A 19846-nucleotide genomic window follows, 5' to 3' on the forward strand; every position below is an offset into this window, starting at 1 on the left:
GTTTTGTTACAGGGTTCGCTCAGACCTCGGCAGCCTCGGCTTCGTCCATCCGCACCAGCTGACGCAGGAAGGGGAAGAGGAAGGGCACGGTGACAAAGAAGGTCAGCACATCGGCGATGGGCTGGCAGATCTCAACACCCAGCAGCCCAAAGGCCCGGGGCAGGGTGAGGATGAGCGGAATAAAGAACACGCCCTGACGGCAGCAGGCCAGAAAGGTGGCCCGGCCCGATTTGCCGATGGACTGGAACAGCATGTTGCCCGCCACGATCACGGGCTGCAGAAGCATGGCAAAGCACTGGTAGCGGAAGGCGGGCAGGGCCACGGCGGTGACTTCGGGATCATCACGGAAAAGGCGGATGAGGGTCTCGGCATTGAACCAGCAGGCGGTGAGAATGACAGAGAGAAAGCAGAAGCTGGTTGCCATGGTGAACAGGCAGGCCTGCTGCACCCGGCGGTACTTTTGGGCACCATAGTTGAAGCCTGCCACCGGCTGAAAACCCTGACCGGTGCCGATGGCCACCGAGATAATGAACATGAAGATGCGGGAAACGATGCTCATACCGGCCACGGCAGCGTCGCCATAGCCCCGGGCGGCGATGTTCAGCAGCATTCCGCCAATGCTGTTCAGGCCCTGACGGCCAAAGCTGGGCATACCGGTCATCAGGATGGTGCCGAACTCCGCCGGGCTGTGGGTGACTGCCGTGATCCGGAACTGGCTGACCGTTTTGCCCCGCAGGAACATGGACAGCAGGATGCAGAAGCTGATGGTCTGGCTCAGGGCCGTGGCAAGGCCCGCACCGGCGGTGCCCATACCCAGCCCAAAGATGAACAGCGGGTCCAGTGCAATGTTCAGCAGGCCGCCGGTGACCAGGCCGATCATAGCAAAGCTGGCCTTGCCCTCATAGCGCAGGATATTGTTCATCACCAGACTGGACATCATAATGGGAGCGGCCAGCAGGATGTACCGCGCGTAGGCACAGGCATGGGGCAGGATAGTCTCGGTGCTGCCCAGCAGCATCATAAAATCGGGCAGGGTGAGCAGGCCCGCCGTTGTGATGATGCCGCCGAACACCAGCGCTGTGAAGAAGCTGGTGGAAGCAAACCGGGTGGCGGCATCGGTGTTCTGGCTGCCCAGGCTGCGGCTGATGATGCTGCCGGAGCCGTGGCCCAGCATGAAGCCCAGCGCCTGGAGAATGGCCATCAGGCTGGAAACGATGCCCACCGCACCGGATGCGCTGGTGGAGATCTGGCCCACAAAAAAGGTGTCGGCCAGATTGTAGATGCTGGTGATGAGCATGCTCAATATCGTGGGAGCCGCCAGACTCAGGATCAATTTCGGGATGGGGGTCTCCGTCATTTTGCGGAACTGCTCCGCACTGCGGTCGGCATTTGCCATGAAAAAACCTCGCTTTCTCTTTGACACGATCTTTACATAAAAAACATTCACACCCAGTATACTGCAGGAACTGTTTTGTATCAACCGATTCCTTGCCGGGGTTATTGCAGCAAAAGACCGCCCTGCCCGGCGGCAGAGCGGTCTTGGGTCATGGAAAGAAAGCAGAACGTTACAGAGTCTTGCAGAACTCCTTCAGGTAGGCACGGAAAGCCTCGCCGATCTCGGGGTGCTGCAATGCCAACTCCACCTGAGCCTCCACCACACGGAGCTTGTTGCCCATGTCGTAGTGGGTGCCGGTGAACTCCACAGCGGTCATGCCGCCGCAGTTGCGGGCATACTCAGCCATGGCATCGGTCAGCTGGATCTCGCCGCCTGCACCGGGTTTGGTGTGGGCGAGGATATCGTAGATCTCAGGGGTCAGCAGCACACGGCCCAGAATGGAGTAGTTGCTGAACTCCTGGCCCTTTTTGGGCTTCTCGATCATGTCATCCACAAAGAAATAGTTGTCGTGGATGGGGGTGGTCTTCAGGCTGCAGTAGCGGCTCACGTCGGCCCAGGGCACAGCGGAGACACCGGCAGCCGGGCGGCCGAACTCCTCATAGGCGCGGATGAGCTGGGCGCAGACAGGGTCCTCGCCCCAGATCACGTCGTCGCCGTAGATGACCACGAACGGGTCGTCACCGGTAAAAGCCTTTGCCATGCTCACGGCGTGGCCCAGGCCCAGCGTCTGCTTCTGGCGCACAAAGAAGATGTTGGCAAGGTTCGAGATGCCCAGGCACTCCTCCAGCATCTTTTCCTTGCCGGGGGCGGCCAGCTTTTCTTCCAGCTCGGGGCTGCGGTCAAAGTGATCCTCGATGATGCTCTGGTTGCGGCCCAGGATGATCAGAATGTCCGTGATGCCGGACTTGACGGCTTCCTCCACCAGATACTGGATGGCGGGCTTATCCACGATGGGGAGCATCCCCTTGGGCATGGCCTTGGTGGCGGGCAGCACACGGGTGCCCAGACCGGCGGCAGGGATGACAGCCTTCGTAACTTTTTTCATGGTTCGGAACTCCTTCATCATATCATTTCAGGCTGAACGCTCAGCCGTAGACCAGATGGATCAGGGCATCCATATTGGGGCCAAGCAGCAGGGTGAATGCGCTGCCGATGACCATGAGCAGGACCAGACAGCCGAGCACGGCGGCCCAGCTGGTGCCGCCCTGCGCGCAGAGCACGGCTTTGCGCTGTGCCGCGTCCGGGAACTCCGCGCGGATGCGGCGGATCTTTTCGGCGGCACTCTGGCGGTAGAACCACTTACCATACAGGCCGCGCACGATCATCAGCAGGAAGCTGAGCACCGAGCAGACCCGGGAAAGGGTGAGCAGGGTGGAGGTGGAAAGCCCCGGGGCTAAGCTGCTGTCCGTGATCTGCAAAAGGTCAATGAAGGTGGGCAGGGCCAGCACCAGCTCGGCGGCCAGAAAGGCGAACGCGGGCTTCCACGCCTTGCGGTAGAAGAAATAGAACGGGCCGAACAGCATGGCCGAAAAACTCATGGAGGTCTTGGTGTGGGACAGCTGCATCCGGCAGTAGGCGCTCAGGTAGGCAGGGGAAGCCGGGCCGATGAAATCCGCCCAGTCCTTGCAGGGGATGCCGTCCATGACCTCTTCCTTGCCAAAAGCGGCCTGATAGGTCTGGCGCAGCGGGTCTACCTGCGGGGCTCCGGTCTCCTGGAACTGGCGGTAAAAGGTGGAGTAATCAAACTCCTCGCTGTGCTCATCCGTATCGGCACGGTCTGCGGGCTCCTGTGCCCCCTCCGGGGGCAGGGCCGCACCGCAGCAGCGGCAGACAGACTCACTGCGCAGGGTGCGCTCGCCGCAGGCAGGGCAGGTGCACAGCTCACTTTCCTGATAAGGGAACTTCCACTCGTATCCGGCGGCGTGGGCCGGAGCATGGATGCAGCGGCCGAGCTTTTCGTAACAATCGCGGTGATAAGGCGCGCCGCAGTCGGGGCAGACAACGATATCGTCCTGCAGTGTCAGCGGCTTGCCGCAGCCCTCACAGGGGCAGCCATAATATTTGGGCATAAAATCCTCCCAGTATGCTAGTTGAACTTATTATACTCCCTTAAAAGAGAAAAGAAAAGGCAAAAATCTTCAAAATTCCAGTAGGTTGAGTATTTTTCCTCTTTACTTTATCATGGATTCTGGGTATACTAATGAAGTATCTGTGTATAAACTGTATCTTTTGAGGGATTCTTAAAATATGATTACTACTGACGAACTGAAAGTGCAGCTGGCCGATTACGGCACCGCTGTGAAGGACCTGGAGGAGGCGCTGGCCATCGACGCTTCCCGCAAGCGCGTGCAGGAGCTGGAGCACACCATGAGCCGCCCCGGCTTTTACGATGACGCTGAGCTGAGCAAGAAGGTCTTTGATGAAGTGGGCGACCTGAAGGGCAAGCTGAACCGCTTTGAAAAGCTGCAGGGCCTGTACGATGATGCCGAGACCATGCTGGTGATGCTGGACGAGGAGTACGACCCCGACATGGTGCCCGAGGCAGAGGAAGCCGTGAACGCTGTGGGCAAGGCCGTGGACGAGCTGCAGCTGATGACCATGCTGAACGGTGAGTACGACCACAGCAACGCGATCCTGACCTTCCACGCCGGTACCGGCGGCACCGAGGCGCAGGACTGGGCCGAGATGCTGTACCGTATGTACAACAAGTGGGCACAGGCACACGGCATGACCGTGGAGGTGCTGGATTATCAGGACGGCGATGAGGCCGGCATGAAGAGCGCTTCCATGATGGTCAAGGGCCCCAACGCCTACGGTCTGCTGAAGAGCGAGAACGGCGTGCACCGTCTGGTCCGCGTATCCCCCTTTGATGCCAACGCCCGCCGCCAGACCAGCTTTGCCTCTCTGGAAGTGATGCCTGAGCTGGACAACACCATTCAGGTGGACATCCGCCCCGAGGACATCGAGATGCAGGTGTTCCGCTCCTCCGGTGCCGGCGGCCAGCACATCAACAAGACCTCTTCCGCTGTCCGTCTGATCCACAAGCCCACCGGCGTCGTGGTCAGCTGCCAGACCCAGCGCAGCCAGTTCCAGAACCGTGACTACGCCATGGAAATGCTGAAGGCAAAGCTCTATCAGATCGCAAAGCAGCAGCACATGGACAAGATCGACGACATCAAGGGCGTGCAGAATGAGATCGCCTGGGGCCACCAGATCCGCAGCTATGTGTTCATGCCCTACACCATGGTCAAGGATCACCGCACCAACTACGAGACCGGCAATGTCGATGCCGTGATGGATGGTGATCTGGACGGCTTCATCTTTGCCTACCTCAAGGCTGCCAGCCGCGGGGAACTGCAGGATACCTAAAATTTATCATAAAATGTCAGAGGGACCTCGCCGTTGGGCGGGGTCCCTCTTTTGGTTACAGGTGCAGATATTTTCCGGTGATGCTGGCGGGATCGGCGGCCACCTGCTCCGGTGTGCCGCAGGCCACGATGCGTCCGCCGCTCTCGCCGCCGCCGGGGCCAAGGTCCACGAGATAGTCGGCGTTGCGGATCACATCCAGATCGTGCTCAATGACCACCACAGTGGCCCCGCTGTCAATGAGACGCTGGAACACGCCCAGCAGAGTGCGCACGTCCAGCGGGTGCAGCCCGATGGTGGGCTCGTCGAATACAAACACGGTGTCGGCCTGCCCTTTGCCCATCTCGCTGGCGAGCTTGAGCCGCTGGGCCTCCCCGCCCGAAAGGCTGGGGGTGGCCTCGCCCAGAGTCAGGTAGCCCAGCCCCAGGCTGGAAAGGGTCTGCAGCCGGCTGGCCACCAGCTTGAGGTCGGAACAGGCGGCAAGGGCTTCGTCCACGCTCATCTCCATCAGGCGGGGCAGGCTTTCGGCCTGGGTGCCGTCCTTCCGGGTGCGGTAGAGGGCAGCGGCATCCTTCTGGTAGCGGGAGCCGCCGCAGTCCGGGCAGGTGATCTCCACATCCGGCAGGAACTGGATGTCCAGGCTGATGGTGCCGGTGCCGTCACAGCCGGGGCAGCGCAGGCGGCCCGTGTTGTAGGAAAAATCGCCCGCCTTGTAGCCCTTCTCCTTGGCAAGGGGAGAGCGGGCGTAGATCTTGCGCAGTTCATCGTGGACATTGGCATAGGTGGCCACCGTGGACCGCACGTTGATGCCGATGGGCGTTGCGTCAATGAGCTTGACCTGCGCAATGCCCGGTGCAGTGATGCTTTCCACATGGGCGGGCAGAGCTTCGCCCTTGGCGGCGGCCTCCAGCGCGGGGATCAGGCTTTCCAACACCAGCGTGGTCTTGCCGGAACCGGACACGCCGGTCACCGCAATGAGCCGCCCCTTGGGCAGCCGGACTTCCAGCGGTTTGACGGTGTGGATGGCCCGGGTGCGCAGGGTGATGGTGCCCAGCGCAAAGAGCTCCGCTTCCGGGGTGCGGGTGCGGGCTGAGAGGGTGTGCAGGTCGGCAAGGAAGGGCCCGATGCGGGAAGCCGGGCTTTGGGCCACCTGCTCCACAGTGCCATGTGTCAGGATGGTGCCGCCGTTTTCACCGGCACCGGGGCCCATCTCAATGAGCCAGTCGGCATCCCGCAGGATCTCGGTGTCGTGATCCACCAGCACAATGGAGTTGCCGTCTGCGATCAGGTCATGCATCACGCCCCGCAGGCCCTCGATATTGGAGGGGTGCAGGCCGATGGAAGGCTCGTCCAGCACATAGAGCACGCCGGTGGTGCGGTTGCGCACCGAGCGGGCCAGCTGCACCCGCTGGCGCTCCCCTGTGGAAAGGGTGGCAGCCTCCCGGTCAAGGGAGAGGTAGCCCAGCCCCAGATCCAGCAGGCGGGCGGCGGTGGCCTGAAAGGACTCGCAGATGCTCTCAGCCATGGGGCGCATCTCCACGGGCAGGGAGGCGGGCACTCCCTCCACCCACTGTACCAGCGTGTCCAGCGTCATGCGGCAGGCATCGGCCAGCCCGATGCCCCGCAGCCGGGGAGCCCGGGCCGCGGCGTTCAGGCGGGAGCCGCCGCACGCAGGGCATGGGCCCTGCTTCAGGAACCGCTCTACCCGCTTCATGCCCTTTTCATCCGTCACCTTGGCAAGGGCGTTCTCCACGGTATAAACGGCGTTGAAGTAGGTGAAATCCATTTCGCCGGCCGCGCCGGTCTTGCTGTTCTGGTAGAGCAGATGCACCTTTTTGGCGGGGCCGTGGAACACCATGTCACGCTCTTCCGGGGTCAGCTCCCGGAAGGGGACGTTGGTGCGCACGCCCATCTTTTCGGCAATCTCCTTCATCAGCGACCACATCAGGGTCTGCCAGGGCAGCACCGCGCCCTCGTTGATGGAAAGGCTCTCGTCCGGCACCAGAGTGGATTCGTCCACCACCCGCACGATGCCGGTGCCCTCGCAGTCTGGGCAGGCTCCGGTGCTGTTAAAGGCGAACTGCTCCGCGCCCAGCACCGGCACCTGCGCGCCGCACCGGGGGCAGTAGAGCGGGATCTCGGCCGCAATGTTCAGGCTGGGCGGCACCATGCAGCCGCAGCTGGGGCAGGGGTAGTGGGACAGCCGGGAGAACATCAGGCGCAGGCTGTTCAAAAGCTCGGTCATGGTGCCAAAGGTGGAACGCATTCCGGGCACGCCGGGCCGCTGGTGGAGGGCCAGTGCGGCGGGAACATAGCGGATCTCGTCCACCTGCGCCTTTTCGGCCTGGGTCATCCGGCGGCGGGTATAGGTGGAAAGGGCCTCCAGATAGCGGCGGGAGCCCTCGGCGTAGAGGACACCCAGCGCCAGTGAGGACTTGCCGGAACCGGACACGCCCGCAATGCCGACGATCTTGTGGAGCGGCACATCTACGTCGATGTTCTTCAGGTTGTGCACCCGCGCGCCCCGCACCCGGATGGCGGCGGGGAGAGCGGAACTTGATTCGTGGTTCATCGTGTCTCCTTTCTCTGAATGAGGTCACAAAAGGCTCCCCCACAGGGGAGCCGGAAAGATCATAAACCGAGGGGATTGAACCGCTGGTGTTCGAGCTGGTCGATCACCGCCTGCGCTGCCGGTGCAATGGGGACGGGCACTGCGGCGGGGCGGCTGAGGTAGTAGCCCTGCAGCAGATCCACACCCAGACCGATGACGGTGCGCAGCTGGGCCTCGGTCTCAATGCCCTCGGCGATGAGTTGCATACTGCGGGCGTGGGCGTAAGCCACAATGTTGGAGACGATCTGCTGCTTATCACGGTCGGTATCGATCCCGCGCACAATGGAAATGTCGATCTTGATATACCGGGGCGAGAGCTCCAGCAGGTTCAGCTCGTTGCTGTAGCCGCTGCCGTAGTCATCCAGCGCAAAGGAGCCGGAGAAGCCCGGAACGTTCCGCTTCCGTTCCAGACATGCGCGGTCCAGATCTTCCTGTTCGGTGATCTCCACCACCAGCCGCTTGAGCAGCTCGGGGTAGCGCTGAGCATATTCCTCCACATCCTCAACCGTCAGGCTGACATTGGCGATGGAGTTGATGAAGAGCAGGGCATCGCTCTGGAGCAGGCCCTGTGCCTGCATGCGCTGGAAGATCTCGCTGGAATGGAACACAGTGATCCGTTCGATCTCATACAGGCGGCCTGTCTCATGGGCCAGCTGCATGACCTGAGCGGGGGAGTGCAGGGTAGGCAGATCGACCCGCATGAGGGCCTCGTAGGCTGTGACCCGGCCGCTGCGGGCAGAGTAGATGGGCTGGAAGTGGTAGGACACCAGCTCCTCCTGCAGCAGGAGCTCAAAGTCCTGCTGGGTCTGGGCGGCGTATGCCTCCTGATGGTAGCTGCCGATATCAAAATCACACATGCGGCCCTTGTGGGAATGCTTGACCTGATACATGGCAAAGTCGGCATATTTTTTCAGGGTGAGCAGGTCGTGGCCGTCCGTGGGGTACCAGGCAATGCCGCCCGAGATGCTGATGTGCAGCTGCTTGCCGTTGGGCAGGATGGACACGCTGCGCTGCAGGGCGGCACTCAGCAGCTCCAGCTGGGCGCGGAGCTGTGCCTGATCCTGATAGCCATAGAAGAAGATCAGGAATTCATCGCCCGAAAGGCGGGAGCAGATGGTGCTGGCGGGCGTGTTGGCCGCAAAGCACTGGCCGGTCTGGCGGATGTACTGGTCGCCCCAGTCGTGGCCGTAGGTATCGTTGATCTGCTTGAGGTTGTCCAGATCCATCATCAGCAGGGCGGCACAGCCCAGCTTTTCGGGCTGCTGGAACAGCGCTTCACAGGCGCGGTCAAAGGCACGGCGGCGGTACAGGCCGGTCAGGGTATCGTAATCGCGCTCGTGCTCAATGCGCTGCTGCTCCAGCACCGTGGTGGTCATATCCTCAGCAAGACCCACCTCAGAGGCGCTTTCGCCCAGGATATGGGTGACGCGCAGGGTGATGTAGTGGGTGCTGCCGTCGGGCTGGGGGATGGCAAAGACCTTGTTGTTGGCCGGGGACAGGCGGTAGAACCACCGCTGCTCCAGTGTGCCCATCAGGGCGCGGAAAGCCTTTGGCGTGAGCGGATCTGGCTGCTCCTGCGCAAGGCCCAGCATGGAGAAGAAGTTATCCGTCACATAAACGCTGTCATCGCGCAGCTCATAGCCGCCCAGCTCCGCACTGGCCAATTTCATAATGCGCAAAAAGCGGGTGGAGGAGTCCAGCACGTCCTTGCTCAGCTGGGTGAAGGCAGAGGAGAACTGATCCAGCTCCCTGATGCCGGTGGCGGACAGATGCGGGATGGCGGAGGAATCCGCTTCGGCAGCGGCTACCTCGGCCGAGAGCTTGGCAACGGGCCGGGCCAGCCGCCTGCTGATCAGCCAGCTGCAAACAATGCCAACGGCCAGCGTGATCAGCATGATGAAGGAGAACAGCTGCTGCAGCCGCTGGGCGAAAGCAAAGAGCTGCACCGCGGGAACGGAGCCCACGAGAAGCCAGTGCTTGCCCGAGAAAGGGGCGTTCCGGCTGTAGAGGTTCAAGGGGGAGACCGAAGCAATGCAGAGGGCATTGCTGAAGAGGTAGCGGTGGGTATGGGCACTGTGGAGGCGCAGCGTAAGGCTTTCGTCCGCAGAACCCGGCTGCCCGTCGCAGTGGGAACGGAGCACCGGACGCAGCTGCAGTTCAGAGGCAGAGAGCTCCTCCGTATCGGTCACGGCAAGGAAATAGGTGCCGTTGTTCTGCAGCTCAGAGCAGGGCAGGTTCTCCCACAGGTAGTCGGCCAGCAGTTCCACGCCGATCACGCCGTAAACGGTGCCGTCCGGCAGGATCAGGGGCTGGCTGTAGGCAATGGCCTCGTGGGTGTCCCCGGGTACCAGATAGGATTGTGAGGTCCAGTGGCCATAATCGGAGGCGGCAAGGCTGGCTCCGTCTTGATAGGCAGCCTGAAAAGGGGGATAAAGGAAGCCCCGGTTTCCCAGTGCCCGGTAACGGATGGTGGGGGACCAGCTGTTGTCCGTGGCAATGGAGAGGGACTGCACCAGCTGGGCCGGTGCCCGCACAAAGGTCAGGTCGGCGTTGCGCTGGGAGGGAGCGGCATCCGGGTCAAGATCCCGCAGGTAGATGGCGGGCATGAGGCTGTCCTGCTTCCGCTTGTCCAGATCATGGGTGTTCAGGATAAGGAACACGCCGGTCACCGACTTGATGCGCAGGGTGCTGATGAGCTCCGGCGCGGCGGCTTCCAGCAGGGGATAGGCCGCGTCGCTGCTGCTGTCCAGCGTGCTCAGGCTGATCTCTCCCTCGTCCAGAAGCTGCTGGGTCAGGCCATTGATGGTATCGGAAAGGCTGGTCAGCTCCTGCGCATCATGGAAGATGGACTGAAGATACCGGCTGCGGTTGTCCACCTGCATGGCAAGGATATCCTCGGCGTTCTGGTTCAGCTGGGGGCCAAGCCGGGTGGCGTGGGCGGCAAAGGTCAGCAGCAGGATCTCCACCGCCAGCACAGCCAGCAGGGAGAAAAGGATGGTGCCGAAGATAGAATGGCCCGTCTGAGGGGCCTTCTGTCTGTGCGGCTTGCGGTTCTGCATCTGAGGGTCTCTCCTTTTGTGGTTGTTCCAAGGGCATCTCAGCCCGCAAAGGCGCTGAGAGCGGCCAGAGTCTGGTCGTACCAGGCATCAAAATAGGCATCGGTCAGGAACTCGGCTTCGGCTTCCTCGGGGGTCTGCCCGGCAGCCAGCCGCTCCAGCACCGTGGCACGGTCGGCAGTGACACGGTCCTCCAGGGCGTACTGCAGGGTATTGCGGGCGCGCAGGGCATCCGGAAAGGCATGGGTGGTGTAGAGCTTGCCGCGATCGACGGTATCAATGGACAGGCTCAGCACCTTGTGGATGCGCTCAGAGACCGTCAGGCCGCTGTTCTCAAGGGCGGACATGCTGTTGGCGGCATAGGTCACGGGCATATAGCCGGACTGCACCGAGAACTGCAGGTTGTTTTCCGGCTGGGTGAACCATTTCAGGAAGGCAACGCAGGCGCTGATCTCGTCCTCGGTGCCCGGGATGACTACCATGCCGGCCCCCTGCTGGACGGCCACCGGCGCACAGCCTGCAAAGCTGGGGCAGGGCAGCGCGGCCATCTGGATGCCGTGGCTCTCGGTGTCGCTGGTCAGCACCTGGGTGGGGAAGAAGGAAGCGCTGGAGGAGGAACCGACATAGGCCAGCAGGCTGCCGGTCTTGATATCGTCGCTGCGGAACTTGCCGCTGGCACTGCACCAGCCCTTGATGTAGGGGACATAGTAGTTATCCCACAGCTTGCGGAGGGTCGGCTTGTCAAAGTGCAGGGTCATCACGCCGTTCTCGGCATCAAAGATGGTCGTACCCAGTTCCTGTGCGCCGCAGAGCAGGTAATTGGTCAGCGCGTCGCGGCCATACAGGGCCTTGCCGTCGTTGGGCGCAGCCGTCTGGGCATCGGTCCAGTCGTAGTATTTGTGTGCGGCCTCGTTCAGCCCCTCCACGGTGGAAAGATCCGCATAGGTCACGCCTGTGGCCTCGGCAAAGGGGGCAAAGTCGGTGACGTTCAGGTAGAGCAGCTCAGTGGATTTTGCTATGGGAAAGACCTTGAGCTCCCCGTTGTTCATCAGGTCACCCTCTTCGAGAAACCCGGCGATATAGGCAGACTTCTCTTTTTCGGTCAGGTAGGGGCTCAGGTCAACGGCAAGGCCCATCTGATCCAGCGTAAAGGCGGTGTCCGCGTAAGAGGAGACGATGTTGGGCAGTTTTTCGGCACCCACCTTGCCCTCGGCGGCGGCCAGCACGCTGGTCTCCAGGTCGTTCACGCTGCCCTGACTGGAGCTTTCGACCCGGATGTTCTTCTCTTTGCCCACGGTGGAGTTGAACTGCTCCACCAGCTGGTTGAAGCATTCCAGCTGATCGCCGTTGTAATAGGTCCAGATCGTGATGGTGGTGGGCAGCTTGCTTCGGCCGCAGGCAGTGCCGCCCAGCGCCACGGCGGCGCACAGCAGCAGACTGACGGCAGAACGAAGGATTCGTTTCATTACCTTATCTCTCCCATTCCGACAAAAACGGCTCACGGAAAAGCGGCGCGTCCTGTCGTTTCTGAAATGATACCAGACGAAAATATTGTAACACTTTTTCGGGGCGGGGGCTACTGATTTTTGAAAAAACACCCGAAAGCAGACGAAAAAAGAAAGAATCTCTGGCCTGCGCTTCCATTTTTCGTAAAGTCCGGATATAATACAAGCATAAAATACAACAAAAAGAATGGGAGAGCTTATGGCGCAGAAGAAGGACGAGGGCCTGAACGGAAACGAAAAGATCGAACAGGCGGTCTGCCAGTTACAGCAGGAGCCTACACAGGAGCAGCTGGCGCATACCCTGACCGTGATCCGGCGGCGGATGCGGGAAAACGGACAGGTCGTGGTGGCGGTGGAGCCGAACCCGGCCAGTGAGCAGATGCAGCTGCGGGCCCTCCGCACGGCCGATGGGGCCAGCTGGTGGTATGCCTTTACCAGCTTTGAAGAGGAGATGAAGGGGGCGGAAGCGGTGCAGTCCACCTTTCTGGTGGAGCTTGAAAAGCTGTTGGATGCCGCACTGCAGGTGCCGGAGATCCAGGGCATCATCCTGAACCCCTGGAACCGCACCATTCAGCTGGACAAGCCCCTGCTCCGGATCATCAAGGGATAAGCACGAAAGGGCCCGCCTGCCGCATTTTGGTGCGCGCAGACGGGCCCTTTCTATATGGTGAATGAAAAAGGAGAATGGCAGATCAGGCAGCGTCGGTGCGGTTCTTCTTGAGCAGACTCAGGATCACGGCACCCACCACGCTGCCAGCGGCCAGAGCCACGCAGTAGAGCAGGGCATGATCGACCACGGGGAACACGAAGATGCCGCCGTGGGGAGCGCGCAGGGCGCAGCCGAAGGTCATGGAGAGGGCACCGGCCAGCGCGGCACCGGCCACACAGCTGGGCAGGACGCGCAACGGGTCGGCGGCGGCGTAGGGGATGGCACCCTCGGTGACGAAACACAGGCCCATGACGTAGTTCACAATGCCGTTGCGGCGCTCATCGGGAGTCCACTTCTTGGGGCAGAAGGTGGTGGAGAGGGCAATCGCGATGGGAGGAACCATGCCGCCCACCATGACAGCAGCCATGACCTCGTAGTTGCCGGAGGCCAGTGCGGCAGTGCCAAAGACGTAGGCAGCCTTGTTGAAGGGGCCGCCCATGTCAATGCTCATCATACCGGCAACGATGGCACCCAGCAGGACTTTGGAGGTGCCGCCCATGGCGTTGAGGCAGTTGGTCATGGCGGTGTTGATCATGCCCATGACAGGGTTGATGCCGCACATCACGGCACCGATGATGAGGATGCCGCCCAGCGGGTAGATCAGCATGGGGCGGATGCCGTTCAGGCTGGCGGGGAGCTTTTCGGTGATCTTTTTCAGGAACTCGACCACATAACCGGCCACGAAACCGGCCAGCAGAGCGGCCAGGAAGCCGCCGGAAATGCCGGTGGTCTCACCGTTGGCAAGGCCTGCAAAGTTGGTGCCGTTCATGGCCAGCACGCCGCCCGCAAAGCCCACGGCCAGGCCGGGACGGTCGGCGATGGACATGGCGATGAAGCCTGCCAGAATGGGAAGCATGTAGCCAAAGGCGGCGCTGCCCACCGTCTTGAAGAAGGCGGCGATGGGGGTGTTCATGCCAAAGTTGGAGGGGTCGATGGTGTAGTCGTCCAGCAGGAAGGCCAGTGCAATCATAATGCCGCCGCCCACCACAAAGGGCAGCATGTGAGACACGCCGTTCATCAGGTCCTTGTACACCTTGCGGCCAAAGCTGTCGCCGGAGGTCTCCTCTTCGGCAGCGGCGGCACCGCCCTTGGCGTGATAAACAGGAACTTCACCGTGGGCTACTTTTTTCAGCAGCTCCTCGGGCTTGTGGATGCCGTCATCCACCCGGGCAAACAGCACGGGCTTGCCGTCAAAGCGGGCGGTTTCCACATTCTTGTCTGCTGCCACGATGATGCCGTCACAGGCTGCGATCTCGGCGCGGGTCAGCACGTTCTTGGCACCATCGGAGCCGTTGGTCTCCACCTTGGTGGGCAGGCCCAGCTTGTCACCGGCCTTGGTCAGCGCCTCGGCGGCCATGTAGGTGTGGGCAATGCCGTTGGGGCAGGCGGTCACGGCCAGAATGCGGTAGCCGCTCTGGGGGATGGCCTGCTGGGTGAAGCTCTCTTCACCGAACTGGGCCTCCTCCTGTGCGTCGATGAGGGCAAGGAATTCGGCGGGGGTCTTGGCGGCTTTCAGCTTTTCCACAAAGTCCTCGTTCATCAGCATCTGCATCATGCGGGCCAGCATATCCACATGCAGGCTGCCGTTTTCGGGGGCTGCAATGGCAAAGAGCAGGTCGGTCTTGCCGTCATCCTCGGCGTTGTACTGCACCGGGGTGCTCAGACGCAGGGCGGCCAGGCTGGGCCGGGTGACTACATTCGTCTTGGCGTGGGGAACGGTGATGCCGTTGTCCACGTAGGTGGAGGCCTCATCCTCCCGGGCGTAAAGCGCCTTCTTGTAGGCTTCTGTGTCGGTGATGTTGCCGTGGGTGGCCTGCAGTTCTACCAGCCGGGAGAGGATCTCGTCCCGGTTGGAGGCCGCGGAATCCAGCTCGATGGACTTTGCGGTGAATAATTCCGTAATGCGCATAAGGGTTCTCCTTTCTCTCGTAGCGTCCTCACCCTCTCAGGCCGCTTCGCGTCCAGCTCTCCCGAAGGGAGAGCCCTTGGCAAAACCATCAACATAGCAATGACTGTCAAGACCTCCCACTTTGGGGGAGGTGGCATTGCGTCAGCAATGACGGAGAGGGTGAGCTGCCTTAAATTTGACCAAACAATTTTTCGATTTTTTCTTTCGTTGCCAGCCCAAGGCTGAACGCGGTGGCACTGCCGCAGGCGGTGCCCAGCCGGAGGGCCTGCTCATAGCTGCCGCTTTGCAGATAACCTGCCACAAAACCGGCCACCATGCTGTCGCCTGCGCCCACGCTGTTCACGACCTTGCCCTTGGGGCAGCCGATGCGGTGCACCTCGCCGTGCTCATCCACCAGCAGAGCGCCGTTCCCGGCCATGCTCACCAGCACGTTCCGGGCACCCTTTTCCTGCAGGGCGCGGGCGGCGGCGGTGATCTCTTCGTCCGTTTTCAGCTCCCGGCCCACGATCTCGCCCAGCTCGTGATTGTTGGGCTTGATCAGGAAGGGGTGATAGGGGAGGACGTTGACCAGCAGATCCTGGGTGGCATCCACCACGGCCCGCACGCCGTGGCCCTCCAGCCCTGCCAGCAGCCGCTCGTAGGTGCTCTGGGAAAGGCTCTTGGGGATGCTGCCCGCCAGAATGAGGATGTCGTCAGGCTGCAGGGTGTCCAGCTGGGCTTCCAGCTGCTGCATGGCGCTTTCCGGGATGCTGGGGCCTGCGCCGTTCAGCTCAGTCTCGGTGCCTGCCTTGATCTTGACGTTGATGCGGGTCATGCCCTCGGCCAGATGGATGAAATCGGTCCGGAGCCCCTGCGCGGCCAGACCACGCTCCAGCCAGGCACCGGTCTCACCGGCCACAAAGCCCAGAGCTACGCTCTCACAGCCCAGCTCCCGGAGCACGCCGGAAACATTGATGCCCTTGCCGCCCAGCACGCAATCCTCCCCGGCGGCGCGGTTCACCTCGCCCACCTCAAGGGGCCTGTCGAGACGGACGACATAATCGATGGCAGGATTGAATGTAACAGTGTAGATCATACCTCGGTCTCCTTTATCAGAGTGTATTGCCGGTATTTGGGGTTGGGGCACCGGTTCGTCAGGATGGCACCACTGTGCAGATCACAGATGACGGCGGGGTAGACCTGCGCGAATTTGGTGTCGTCCACCAGGAACCACGCCTCCCGCGCCCGGTGGAGAGCCGCAGCCTTGACGGCGGCCTCCTCGGGGTCTGGGGTGGTAAAGCCGGAACCCAGCGCCACGCCGTTGGCCCCCATGAACGCTTTGGTGAAATTGTACTGTTGGATGGCAGTCAGCGCAGCCGCCCCGATGATGGCCTCGGTCTGGGGCCGCAGCAGCCCGCCGGGCAGGAACACCCGGCAGCCCTTCTGGGCCAGCAGGCGGGCATGGGCCACGCCGTTGGTCACATAGCTGGCGTTCAGGGCCGGGCCGTTCAGCGCCCGTGCCAGAGCCAGCGTGCTGGAGCCTGCATCCAGATAGATGAAATCTTCCGGCAGGATCAGTTCTGCCGCCGCCTGGGCGATGCTCTGCTTCTGACTGACGGCCAGCTCTTCCTTGGCGGCCATGGTGGGCTCGTCGGTGCGGAAGGGGCTGTCCGGCAGGGTGGCCCCGCCATGCACCTTGTTCAGTTTGCCCTGCTTGTCCAGCTCGTTCAGGTCGCGCCGGATGGTGGACTCGCTTGCGTTCAGCGCCTCGCACAGCTCCTGCACGGTGGCAGTGCGCTGGCGGGCCAGCAGGTCAAGGATGAGGGCGAAGCGTTCTTCTGCCAACATGAGGAAAGGTCACTCCTTTGGTGTTTTGTGATTGAACTTGAAGCTTTATGAAGCTTCCTGTCCTTATTATAGCAAGATTTCAGTCAAAATCAATCACAATGCGCCAGAAATAGCCGACAAAAATCACCTCTGAAAATTGAGCAGGTTGCACAACAACTGGGATACATTTGGCAAACGGCAGCAAGTGTGCTATGATATAAGAAAAATGCAGGAGGAACGCTATGACAAAGCCCAAGATCATCTTTTTTGACATCGACGGCACACTGGTGCCGCTCAAGGAGGGCATCCGCCCCAGAACGGTGGAGGCGCTGCAAAAACTGCGGCAGAACGGCATCAAGCTCTGCATCGCCACCGGCCGCGCTCCCATGGAAGTGCCGAAGTTCGAAGGGGTCACTTTCGATGCGTTCCTGACCTACAACGGCTCCTATTGCTTCACGCCGGAGCGCGATGTTTTCAAAAATCTCATCCCGAAAGCGGACATTGCCCTGCTCCGCCGGAACGCCGAAGCGTTGGGGCGGCCCATGGCGTTGGCCACCAAGGACCGGCTGGCCGCTAACGGCTCCGACCCTGATCTGGCGGAGTATTTTGCCATCGGCGGGGTCGAGCTGGTGATCGCCGACGATTTTGATGCTATGGCGCAGGGCGAGATCTTTCAGGTGCTGATGAGTGGCAGGGAAGCGGAGTACCCAGCCATCCTGAAGGATGTGGAGAACGCGAAGATCGCCGCATGGTGGGACCGCGCCGTGGATATCATCCCGGCCAGCGGCGGCAAGGGCATCGCCGTGGAAAAGATGCTGGAATTCTACGGCATCGACAAGTCCGACAGCATGGCCTTCGGTGACGGCAACAACGATATCGAAATGTTCAGAGCCGTCGGCACCGGCGTCGCTATGGCCAACGCCTCTGCCCGGCTGCAAGCCGCCGCCACCGCCCATTGCCGCGATGTGAAGGAAGACGGCATCTATTGGTATTGTGTAGAAAACGGCCTGATATGAAGAGAAAAAGCCGGTGCACTTTCTTGGCGCACCGGCTTTTTTCTATAGGGGAAACTTACTGATTCTGAATGTACTCGTCCATGGCCTTCGCGGCTGCCTTACCGGCACCCATGGCCTTGATGACGGTGGCGGCACCGGTCACGGCATCGCCGCCGGCGTACACGCCCTCACGGCTGGTCTTGCCCTCGTCGCCCTCGGTGACGATGCAGCCGTGCTTGTTGGTCTCCAGACCAGGGGTGGTGGAGCGGATCAGGGGGTTGGGGCTGGTGCCCAGGCTCATGATCACGGTATCCACATCCAGCTCAAACTCGCTGCCCTTTTTTTCAATGGGACGGCGGCGGCCGGAAGCATCGGGCTCGCCCAACTCCATCTCAATGCAGGTGATGGACTTGACGAAGCCTTCGTCGTTGGCGTGGATCTCCACGGGGTTGCACAGGGTCTTGAAGATGATGCCCTCTTCCTCGGCGTGCTCGACCTCCTCCTTACGGGCAGGCAGCTCGGCCATGCCGCGGCGGTAGACGATGTACACGGTCTCGGCACCCAGACGCAGGGCGCTGCGGGCAGCATCCATGGCCACGTTGCCGCCGCCCACAACGGCCACCTTTTTGCCGGTGCGGATGGGGGTCTTGCTGGTGGGCAGGTAGGCCTTCATCAGGTTGGAGCGGGTCAGGAACTCGTTGGCGGAGTACACGCCCTTCAGGCTCTCGCCGGGGATGCCCATGAAGCGGGGCAGACCGGCACCGGAGCCAACGAACACGGCCTCGTAGCCGTACTCGCCCATCAGCTCGTCGATGGTCAGCACCTTGCCGATGACCATGTTGCACTCAAAATCCACGCCCATCTTCTTCAGGCCGTCGATCTCCTGCTGCACGATGGCCTTGGGCAGACGGAACTCGGGGATGCCGTACATCAGCACGCCGCCGGCCACATGCAGGGCCTCGTAGACGGTGACCTTATAACCCAGCTTGGCCAGGTCGCCTGCGGCGGTCAGACCGGCAGGGCCTGCACCGATGATGGCGACCTTGTGGCCGTTCCATGCGGGCACGATGGGGGCGGTGTGGACGTTTTCACGGTGCCAGTCGGCCACAAAGCGCTCCAGGCGGCCGATGCCCACGGGCTCGTTCTTGATGCCGCGGGTGCACTTGCCCTCGCACTGGCTCTCCTGGGGGCAGACACGGCCGCAGACGGCGGGCAGGGAGGAGGAGCGGGCAATGACCTGATAGGCGGCTTCAAAGTCGCCCTCGGCCACATGACCGATGAACTCGGGGATATCGATGCCCACGGGGCAGCCGGTCTGGCAGGGCTTATTCTTGCAGTGGATGCAGCGCTTTGCCTCGTTCACGGCCATCTCTTCGGTATAGCCCAGTGCAACTTCCTCAAAGTTCTTGTTGCGGACGTTGGGGTCCTGGGTGGGCATGGGGCACTTTTTGGGATCCATATTGAAAGCCATCTTACTTTGCCTCCTCAGTCTTGAACAGATTGCAGGCCTTCTCGCGGGCCTTTGCCTCAAAGGGGCGGTACATGGTGCCGCGGGCCATGGCTTCGTCGAAATCGACGAGGTCACCGTCAAAGTCGGGGCCGTCCACGCAGGCAAACTTGGTCTCGCCGCCCACGGTCAGGCGGCAGCCGCCGCACATGCCAGTGCCGTCGATCATAATGGGGTTCATGGAGACGATGCTCTTCAGCCCGTGCTTCTGGCAGGTCTTGACGACGAATTTCATCATAATCAGCGGGCCGATGGTGATGACCAGATCATACTGGTTGCCGGCGGCCACCAGCTCATCCAGAGCGGCGGTGACCACACCCTTGGTGCCGTAGCTGCCGTCATCGGTCATAATGCGCAGCTCGTCACTGCAGGCGTTGAACTCGTCCTCGAGGATGAGCAGATCCTTATTGCGGAAGCCGATGACGCTGTGGACGGTGCAGCCCTGGTCGTGCAGCTCCTTGGCAATGGGCAGGGCGATGGCGCAGCCCACGCCGCCGCCGACAACACAGACCTTTTTCAGGCCCTCGGTCTCGGTGGCGCGGCCCAGGGGGCCCACAAAGTCATGGACGCTGTCGCCTGCATTCAGGCTGTTCAGCTCCATGGTGGTGCCGCCCACGATCTGGAAAATGATATCCACAGTGCCCTTTTCACGGTCGTAACCGGCCACGGTCAGGGGGATGCGCTCGCTGTCCTCAAACGGGCGCACAATGATAAACTGGCCCGGCTTTGCCTTTTTGGCAATGAGCGGGGCTTCAATGACCATCTTTGTCACGGTGGGGTTCAGCGTGACCTTTTCAGTGATCTTGTACATTGCGGTTGCTCCTTTTTTCTGGCAAAATCTCGGCACAAAAACACGTCTGCCCGCCCGCGCGGCACAGCAGACGTGTTTTTGTGCAACTTTTTGACAAGTTTATTATAACCTCTTTAAGAAGGGAAAGCAACCGAATTTTCTTTGTGTCTGCCGCCGCAAAGCTGAAACAAAGAAT

The 19846-nt window shown here is 61.3% G+C and carries 14 protein-coding genes; 3 read left to right on the forward strand and 11 right to left on the reverse strand.

From position 1 onward, the window contains the following. Positions 1–19: 19 nt before the first annotated feature. The 3 genes from J3351_RS02375 to J3351_RS02385 form a co-directional block, all read right to left on the reverse strand. Positions 20–1396 carry an MATE family efflux transporter gene (locus J3351_RS02375; protein WP_207697041.1) on the reverse strand — a complete coding sequence of 459 codons (1377 nt, stop codon included), beginning with the start codon at positions 1394–1396 and terminating at the stop codon, positions 20–22. Positions 1397–1565: 169 nt separating this feature from the next. Then, a complete protein-coding gene (locus tag J3351_RS02380; RefSeq protein WP_035393570.1) occupies positions 1566–2441 on the reverse strand; it encodes a UTP--glucose-1-phosphate uridylyltransferase in 876 nt (291 codons plus the stop codon). 40 nt (positions 2442–2481) lie between these two features. Next, the gene (locus J3351_RS02385; RefSeq protein WP_207697042.1) at positions 2482–3465 is read right to left on the reverse strand and encodes an RING finger protein; all 984 of its coding nucleotides are present in this window, start codon (positions 3463–3465) and stop codon (positions 2482–2484) included. A 178-nt stretch (positions 3466–3643) separates the two neighbouring features. Between J3351_RS02385 and prfB the strand changes: the two genes are divergently transcribed. Further along, the gene (gene prfB / locus J3351_RS02390; RefSeq protein WP_098925030.1) at positions 3644–4765 is read left to right on the forward strand and encodes a peptide chain release factor 2; all 1122 of its coding nucleotides are present in this window, start codon (positions 3644–3646) and stop codon (positions 4763–4765) included. 55 nt (positions 4766–4820) lie between these two features. Here prfB and J3351_RS02395 read toward each other — a convergent pair whose 3' ends face one another. The 3 genes from J3351_RS02395 to J3351_RS02405 are packed head-to-tail and all read right to left on the reverse strand — an operon-like array spanning position 4821 to position 11895. Then, on the reverse strand, positions 4821–7334 hold the full coding sequence (locus J3351_RS02395; protein ID WP_207697043.1) for an excinuclease ABC subunit UvrA: 2514 nt from the start codon (positions 7332–7334) through the stop codon (positions 4821–4823). A gap of 59 nt (positions 7335–7393) precedes the next feature. Next, complete coding sequence (locus J3351_RS02400; protein ID WP_207697044.1) at positions 7394–10432, reverse strand: bifunctional diguanylate cyclase/phosphodiesterase; 3039 nt, start codon at positions 10430–10432, stop codon at positions 7394–7396. Positions 10433–10470: 38 nt separating this feature from the next. After that, on the reverse strand, positions 10471–11895 hold the full coding sequence (locus J3351_RS02405; protein WP_097773691.1) for an extracellular solute-binding protein: 1425 nt from the start codon (positions 11893–11895) through the stop codon (positions 10471–10473). A gap of 238 nt (positions 11896–12133) precedes the next feature. On the opposite strand from J3351_RS02405, the gene J3351_RS02410 reads away from it, so the two are divergent. Beyond that, the gene (locus J3351_RS02410) at positions 12134–12544 is read left to right on the forward strand and encodes an SseB family protein (RefSeq protein ID WP_179859189.1); all 411 of its coding nucleotides are present in this window, start codon (positions 12134–12136) and stop codon (positions 12542–12544) included. A gap of 82 nt (positions 12545–12626) precedes the next feature. On the opposite strand, the gene J3351_RS02415 is transcribed toward J3351_RS02410, so the two are convergent. The 3 genes from J3351_RS02415 to J3351_RS02425 form a co-directional block, all read right to left on the reverse strand. Next, positions 12627–14552, reverse strand: a complete 1926-nt coding sequence (locus tag J3351_RS02415; RefSeq protein WP_207697045.1) for a fructose-specific PTS transporter subunit EIIC — start codon at positions 14550–14552, stop codon at positions 12627–12629. Between the two features lie 169 nt (positions 14553–14721). Next, positions 14722–15627, reverse strand: coding sequence for a 1-phosphofructokinase (pfkB, locus tag J3351_RS02420; protein ID WP_207697046.1), 906 nt, complete (start codon positions 15625–15627; stop codon positions 14722–14724). Further along, on the reverse strand, positions 15624–16379 hold the full coding sequence (locus J3351_RS02425) for a DeoR/GlpR family DNA-binding transcription regulator (protein ID WP_207697047.1): 756 nt from the start codon (positions 16377–16379) through the stop codon (positions 15624–15626). Before J3351_RS02425 ends, pfkB begins: the two co-directional genes overlap by 4 nt. 221 nt (positions 16380–16600) lie before the next feature. On the opposite strand from J3351_RS02425, the gene J3351_RS02430 reads away from it, so the two are divergent. Next, positions 16601–17374 carry a Cof-type HAD-IIB family hydrolase gene (locus J3351_RS02430; protein WP_156058278.1) on the forward strand — a complete coding sequence of 258 codons (774 nt, stop codon included), beginning with the start codon at positions 16601–16603 and terminating at the stop codon, positions 17372–17374. A 55-nt stretch (positions 17375–17429) separates the two neighbouring features. Here the strand turns inward: J3351_RS02430 and gltA are convergent, their stop codons facing one another. Together gltA and J3351_RS02440 are read right to left on the reverse strand one after the other, a co-directional pair. Continuing rightward, positions 17430–18824: an NADPH-dependent glutamate synthase gene (gene gltA, locus J3351_RS02435; protein ID WP_156058277.1), complete on the reverse strand. Its 1395-nt coding sequence runs from the start codon at positions 18822–18824 to the stop codon at positions 17430–17432. Position 18825: 1 nt separating this feature from the next. Further along, the gene (locus J3351_RS02440) at positions 18826–19671 is read right to left on the reverse strand and encodes a sulfide/dihydroorotate dehydrogenase-like FAD/NAD-binding protein (RefSeq protein ID WP_207697048.1); all 846 of its coding nucleotides are present in this window, start codon (positions 19669–19671) and stop codon (positions 18826–18828) included. Positions 19672–19846 lie beyond the last annotated feature (175 nt).

This window comes from Faecalibacterium sp. Marseille-Q0746, assembly GCF_017377595.1.
Classification (GTDB): domain Bacteria; phylum Bacillota; class Clostridia; order Oscillospirales; family Ruminococcaceae; genus Faecalibacterium; species Faecalibacterium duncaniae.

What these genes read in the sequence shown, in the direction of transcription:
- J3351_RS02385 (WP_207697042.1), bottom strand. Translation starts at nt 3,465, where the DNA reads ATGCCCAAATATTATGGCTGCCCCTGTGAGGGCTGCGGCAAGCCGCTG.
- J3351_RS02415 (WP_207697045.1), bottom strand. Translation starts at nt 14,552, where the DNA reads ATGCGCATTACGGAATTATTCACCGCAAAGTCCATCGAGCTGGATTCC.
- J3351_RS02400 (WP_207697044.1), bottom strand. Translation starts at nt 10,432, where the DNA reads ATGCAGAACCGCAAGCCGCACAGACAGAAGGCCCCTCAGACGGGCCAT.
- J3351_RS02380 (WP_035393570.1), bottom strand. Translation starts at nt 2,441, where the DNA reads ATGAAAAAAGTTACGAAGGCTGTCATCCCTGCCGCCGGTCTGGGCACC.
- J3351_RS02430 (WP_156058278.1), top strand. Translation starts at nt 16,601, where the DNA reads ATGACAAAGCCCAAGATCATCTTTTTTGACATCGACGGCACACTGGTG.
- J3351_RS02410 (WP_179859189.1), top strand. Translation starts at nt 12,134, where the DNA reads ATGGCGCAGAAGAAGGACGAGGGCCTGAACGGAAACGAAAAGATCGAA.
- J3351_RS02375 (WP_207697041.1), bottom strand. Translation starts at nt 1,396, where the DNA reads ATGGCAAATGCCGACCGCAGTGCGGAGCAGTTCCGCAAAATGACGGAG.
- gltA (WP_156058277.1), bottom strand. Translation starts at nt 18,824, where the DNA reads ATGGCTTTCAATATGGATCCCAAAAAGTGCCCCATGCCCACCCAGGAC.
- J3351_RS02395 (WP_207697043.1), bottom strand. Translation starts at nt 7,334, where the DNA reads ATGAACCACGAATCAAGTTCCGCTCTCCCCGCCGCCATCCGGGTGCGG.
- pfkB (WP_207697046.1), bottom strand. Translation starts at nt 15,627, where the DNA reads ATGATCTACACTGTTACATTCAATCCTGCCATCGATTATGTCGTCCGT.
- J3351_RS02425 (WP_207697047.1), bottom strand. Translation starts at nt 16,379, where the DNA reads ATGTTGGCAGAAGAACGCTTCGCCCTCATCCTTGACCTGCTGGCCCGC.
- J3351_RS02440 (WP_207697048.1), bottom strand. Translation starts at nt 19,671, where the DNA reads ATGTACAAGATCACTGAAAAGGTCACGCTGAACCCCACCGTGACAAAG.
- prfB (WP_098925030.1), top strand. Translation starts at nt 3,644, where the DNA reads ATGATTACTACTGACGAACTGAAAGTGCAGCTGGCCGATTACGGCACC.
- J3351_RS02405 (WP_097773691.1), bottom strand. Translation starts at nt 11,895, where the DNA reads ATGAAACGAATCCTTCGTTCTGCCGTCAGTCTGCTGCTGTGCGCCGCC.